The following is a 5,685-nucleotide window of genomic DNA, read 5'->3' as shown; positions in this document are numbered from 1 at the left end:
TTGTGAACTTTACTCGCTTTGGCTATTAATTACGAGCCTTAAAATAATAAGCAGATCAAGCAGGTTGCAAACGGGCGGGGTCGATGTGGAACAGGGTGGCAAAATTGTCGGTGGTCTGCTGAGCCAGCTGCTCAAGCGACACCCCCTTCAGTACCGCCATATACTCGGCAACGTCACGGACCAGCGCCGGCTGGTTCTCTTTGCCGCGGTGGGGGACCGGCGCCAGGTACGGCGAATCGGTTTCAACCAGCAGGCGATCCAGCGGCACGTAGCGCGCCGCATCACGCAGCTGCTCGGCGTTACGAAAAGTGACGATACCGGAAAACGAGATATAGAACCCCATATCGAGCAGCTTGCCCGCTGTCTCCCTGTCCTCAGTGAAACAGTGTAGTACGCCACCGCAATCCGTCACCTTTTCTTCGCGCAAAATAGCCAGAGTATCGGCACGCGCGTCACGGGTATGGACGATCACCGGCTTATTGAGCTCACGGCCGATACGAATGTGGTCGCGGAACGAGCTTTGCTGTTGGGCTTTAGTTTCCGGGGTATAAAAATAATCCAGACCGGTCTCCCCCATCGCCACGACGCCCTCTTCCGCTGCCAGCGCGCGCAGAGTCTCTACCTCCCAGGGCTCGTCCTGGTTTAATGGGTGTACGCCGCACGAGAAGACGACGTTGTCACGCATCCCCACCAGTTCGCGCATACTGCGGTAGCCAGGCAGCGTCGTGGCGACGGCGAGGCAAAATTTCACATCGCGTGCGGCCGCTTTTGCCAGCACGTCGTCGACGTTTTTGTGTAGAGTTTGATAATCCAGACCATCAAGATGGCAGTGGGAGTCGACTAAAAACATAATGTCTCACTCAGAGGTGGGAGACGGGTAAAACCGTCCCGGGTTGCAGGTAATGTTCCCAGCGCAGCAGGCGCTCGGTAAGCAGCAGTTCGCGGTTGACACCGACAACGTTGAGCAATTGCTCGCGGCAGGTACAGACGTCATGGGCAATCGCCTGCAGCCGGGCGGCGGGCAGGCTGTGCGCCAGCTGCTCCAGCAGCGGCCAGACGTCAGGGTTACTCACCAGGGTAATCCCCTGCTGTCGTTTTTGCGCATCGACCAGCAGCGACGCCAGCCAGTGCAGGCGAACCGCCGCCTGTTCATGATTGAGTATCGGCAGCAGCGCCAGCCAGTCACCGCTCGCCAGGGTAGCCGCCAGCGCCTGACACAACTGCTGCCGCGCCGTCCACAGCGGTTCCTGTAACAGTTCGAGCGCCGCAGCCGGCGCGCTGGCGCACAGGCGTAACGCGGTCAACAATGACTCCTGCGGCAGGCTCACCTCACGCTCCAGCCAGGCCAGAGCATAAGGCTCAGACGGCGGCGCCAGATGATGCAGGCGACAGCGGCTGCGCAGAGTGGTCAGCAGACGCGCCGGCTCCTCGCAGGCGAGGAAGAACCAGGTATTCTCCGGGGGCTCCTCCAGCGTTTTCAGCAACGCGTTGGCGGCGGCATCGGTCAGCAAGGCAGCATCGCTAATCCAGACCACTTTTGCCCCACCAAGGCGTGCATGTTCATAGAGCTTTTCATTGACATCGCGCACCGCGTCAATACCCAGCGCGCTCTTGCCCTTCTCGGGGCTGAGCGCATAGTAATCGGGGTGCGTGCCGGCCTGCATCAGCTGACAGCTATGGCAGTGGCCGCAGCTTTTATGTCCTTCGGGCTGGCGGCACATCAGGAAGCGGCACAGCGCGTAAATCAACGCCTCGCCGCCCATCCCGTTCAGGGACTGTAACAGTAAGGCGTGGTGGCCTCGTCCGGCCTGATAGCTACCGACCAGTTGCTCGAACGAGGGGCGCAGCCACGGATACCATTTCATGCCGCTTGCTCCGCCATCCACTGGGCGATCGTGGCGCGAATGTCGCGCGCCACGGCATCCAGCGGCTGAGTTGCGTCAACCGTGCGGATAGAAGGATCGGCGGCGGCCAGCTCAAGATAGCGCGCGCGGGTACGGTTGAAAAAGTTCATGGACTCCTGCTCAATGCGATCCAGCTCGCCGCGGGCCCGGGCGCGCTGCAGCCCCACTTCCGGCGTGACGTCGAGATACAGCGTCAGATTGGGGCGAAAATCACCGAGTACCGCGTCGCGCAGCGTCGCCAGCATCGTGCGGTCAATTCCCCGGCCGCCGCCCTGATAGGCCTGCGTCGACAGATCGTGACGATCGCCGATCACCCACTGGCCGCGGGCCAGCGCGGGCTTAATCACGGTCTCCACCAACTGGACGCGCGCCGCGTAAAACATCAGCACTTCCGCTTTATCGTTAATCACTTCATCGCCCGTGGACTGGATATCCAGCACCAGGCTACGCAGTTTTTCGGCAAGGATTGTGCCCCCCGGCTCGCGGGTAAACACCATATCGTGAATACCCGCCGACTGCAGCGTCTCCACCACCAGTTGACGTGCGGTGGTCTTCCCGGCGCCCTCCAGCCCCTCGATGACGATATAGTTACTGCGCATTTTTTTCCTTAAGTACTTTCAGATAATCCTGCACCGCACGGTTATGACTGACCAGGTTTGTGGTAAACGTATGGCCCCCTTTCCCGTCGGCGACGAAATAAAGATATGGCGTTTTCGCCGGATGGGCGGCCGCCTTCAGCGAGGCCTCGCCCGGCACCGCGATAGGGCCCGGCGGCAAACCGCTGATGGTATAAGTATTGTATGCGGTCGGCGTCTCGAGATCCTTACGCGTTAACTTACCAGTATATCCTGCGCCCATCCCGTAGATTACGGTCGGATCGGTCTGCAAGCGCATACCGATGCGCAGGCGGTTGATAAATACCGACGCGACGCGGTCGCGCTCTTCCGCTACCGCGGTCTCTTTTTCAATAATCGAGGCCATGGTCAACAGCTGGTTCTGATCGGCATAGGGCAGATTCTCCATCCGTCCTTCCCAGACCTTCGCCACTTCGGCGACCATTTTCTGATGCGCGCGCTTGAGGATGGCGATATCGCTGGTGTTGGCGGTGTACATCCAGGTATCCGGCCAGAACCAGCCCTCTACCCAGTCGGCATGCTCAAGACCTAATGCCTTAGCCACCGTCGCGTAGCTATCGTCTTCAAGCGTGTGCTTCACGTACGGGGCATCGCGCAGCTGGCGCAGGTAGTCGCTGACGCGCATGCCTTCGACAAAGCGCAGCGGAAACTGCGCCTCTTTGCCGCTGGCCAGCAGCTGCAACATCTCGCGCACCGTCATTTGCGGCGTGAAGCGATAGGTCCCGGCCTTGAAGTGAGACAGCTCAGGTTCCACCCGCAGCAGCCACTGGAAAACGCGCGGGCGATTGATCACCTTCTCGCGATAGAGATCCTGGCCCAGCGCCAGCCGGCCGGTGCCAGCTTCGAGGGTAAAGATGGTCTCTTCCTTAATCAGCAGCTTGCTGTCCGCCAGCTGGCGTACCTTCCACATGCCTGCCGCCGCGGCGATGCCCAACAGCACGACCAGCAACAGGATAAAACGTAACATTTTCTTCATACTAACCAGACAGCTCACACAAAGGGGCTAAAAAATGGTAAAGCTCACGCGAGGACCAGGTGGTCTCCTCCCAGCGGCGAACCGGCACCAGCGGCATCAGCGCATTGCAGATCAGCACTTCATCGGCCTCCCGCAACGTCTCGGGACGCGCTGTCACTTCGACAACGCGAAACGTCGATGGTGCCAGCTGCGCGATACAGCGCTGCCGCATAATGCCGTTGACCCCGGCATAATCGAGTCGCGGAGTAAATACATCACGTCCCTGACGCCAGAATAAATTCGCGGCACAGCATTCCGTAAGCCACCCGTCACTGTCAAGGACCAGCGCCTCATCGGCGTCCGTCTGCTCAAGATGAGAGCGGATCAGCACCTGCTCAAGGCGATTAAGGTGCTTCAGGCCGGCAAGCCAGGAGTTGCGCCCCAGGGGCACCGGACTCTGGGTCAGAGTAATGCCCTCCTCCCGCCAGCGCGCATAATGCGCCGGGTATGGAGAGAAGCTGAGAATGCGAGTGGGCGACACGCAGCCCGCCGCACTGTATCCCCTTCCCCCAACGCCGCGGGTGAGAGTCACCTTGAGCACGCCCTGCGCGTGCGGCCGAGCCAGACGCTGCATCTCTTCGCTCAGCGTCAGCCAGTCGTTAAATGGGATATGTAATTTTTCACAGGTTGTCTGTAAACGCTGCAGATGGGCGTCCAGTAGCGCAACCTGCCCTTGCTGGATGCGGGCGGTGGTAAAACAGCCGTCGCCAAACTGGATGGCGCGATCGTTCGCTGCCAACGTGTCCTGTACAACGCCGTTTATCAAGAACATAAAGGACTCCTTTTCACTGGTCGGTCAGTGTGTCAGGACCCAGAGCAGAGAACAAGGGGAGAAAGCTGAATAAAAAAGGCCCGACAAACGGGCCTTTTGTTAAAGCAGTGCCGGGGCAAGCCCTGTCACACTTTTTTGAAGATCAGCGAACCGTTAGTGCCGCCAAAGCCGAAGGAGTTGCACAGGGTGTACTCCATACCGGAAACCTGACGCGCTTCGTGTGGAACGAAGTCGAGGTCGCAGCCTTCATCCGGGTTGTCGAGGTTGATCGTCGGCGGAACCGCCTGATCGCGCAGCGCCAGGATAGAGTAAATCGACTCTACCGCCCCTGCCGCACCCAGCAGATGCCCGGTCATGGATTTGGTAGAGCTCACCAGTACGCGGCTCGCCGCATCACCGAAGACAGACTTAACCGCCTGCGCTTCCGCTTTATCGCCAGCCGGCGTCGAGGTGCCGTGGGCGTTGACGTAGCCGATCTGGCCCGGTTCGATGCCCGCATCGCGAATAGCATTCACCATTGCCAGCGCGGCGCCCGCGCCATCTTCCGGCGGTGACGTCATGTGGTAAGCATCGCTGCTCATGCCGAAGCCAACGATCTCGGCGTAGATTTTGGCGCCGCGTTTTTTGGCATGCTCGTACTCTTCCAGCACCACCATACCCGCGCCGTCTCCCAGCACGAAGCCGTCACGATCTTTATCCCACGGACGGCTCGCCGCCTGCGGGTTGTCATTGCGCGTGGAGAGCGCACGCGCCGCGCCGAAGCCGCCCACGCCAAGCGGGGTGCTGGCTTTTTCCGCGCCGCCTGCCACCATCGCATCGGCATCGCCATAGGCGATGATGCGCGCGGCCTGGCCGATGTTGTGCACGCCTGAAGTACACGCGGTCGCGATAGAGATACTTGGCCCACGCAGACCAAACATGATGGTCAGATGTCCGGCCACCATGTTAACAATTGTGGAAGGAACGAAGAATGGGCTGATCTTGCGCGGTCCGCCGTTAACCAGCGAACTGTGGTTTTCTTCGATCAAGCCGAGACCGCCGATACCGGAGCCGATAGCGGCGCCAATACGGGTTGCATTCTCTTCCGTCACTTCAAGGCCAGAATCCTGCATGGCCTGAACGCCAGCGACAATTCCATATTGAATGAAGGCATCCATCTTGCGCTGTTCTTTGCGCGAGATAATGTCATCACAGTTAAAATCCTTTACTAAGCCAGCAAATTTCGTTGCATAGGCGCTAGTATCGAAATGGTCGATCAGGCTGATGCCACTCTGACCGGCAAGGAGAGCTTTCCAGGTAGACTCTACGGTATTGCCGACAGGAGACAACATGCCCAGTCCGGTCACAACTACACGACGC

Annotated in this window: 6 protein-coding genes; all 6 read right to left on the bottom strand. The window is 59.6% G+C overall.

Annotated features, from left to right (window positions below):
* Positions 1–55: 55 nt before the first annotated feature.
* Positions 56–850, bottom strand: a complete 795-nt coding sequence (locus tag HMPREF9538_RS21860; protein ID WP_009484238.1) for a metal-dependent hydrolase — start codon at positions 848–850, stop codon at positions 56–58.
* A 10-nt stretch (positions 851–860) separates the two neighbouring features.
* The gene (gene holB / locus HMPREF9538_RS21865) at positions 861–1,865 is read right to left on the bottom strand and encodes a DNA polymerase III subunit delta' (protein WP_004147932.1); all 1,005 of its coding nucleotides are present in this window, start codon (positions 1,863–1,865) and stop codon (positions 861–863) included.
* A complete protein-coding gene (tmk, locus tag HMPREF9538_RS21870) occupies positions 1,862–2,503 on the bottom strand; it encodes a dTMP kinase (RefSeq protein WP_002900674.1) in 642 nt (213 codons plus the stop codon). The genes holB and tmk overlap by 4 nt, the downstream gene beginning before the upstream one ends.
* Positions 2,493–3,515: a cell division protein YceG gene (gene yceG, locus HMPREF9538_RS21875; RefSeq protein WP_002900671.1), complete on the bottom strand. Its 1,023-nt coding sequence runs from the start codon at positions 3,513–3,515 to the stop codon at positions 2,493–2,495. Before yceG ends, tmk begins: the two co-directional genes overlap by 11 nt.
* 1 nt (position 3,516) lies before the next feature.
* Entirely contained in the window at positions 3,517–4,326 is an 810-nt protein-coding gene (gene pabC, locus HMPREF9538_RS21880) for an aminodeoxychorismate lyase (RefSeq protein ID WP_009484237.1), read from the bottom strand.
* 125 nt (positions 4,327–4,451) lie between these two features.
* Positions 4,452–5,685, bottom strand: a 1,234-nt coding sequence (gene fabF, locus HMPREF9538_RS21885; protein WP_009484236.1) for a beta-ketoacyl-ACP synthase II, incomplete at its 5' end; no start/stop codon positions are given.

It is taken from the genome of Klebsiella sp. MS 92-3 (assembly GCF_000195655.1).
Classification (GTDB): Bacteria; Pseudomonadota; Gammaproteobacteria; order Enterobacterales; family Enterobacteriaceae; genus Klebsiella; species Klebsiella pneumoniae.
The sequence above is the reverse complement of the archived record's forward strand: the minus strand, read 5'-3'. Positions and strand labels throughout refer to the sequence as shown.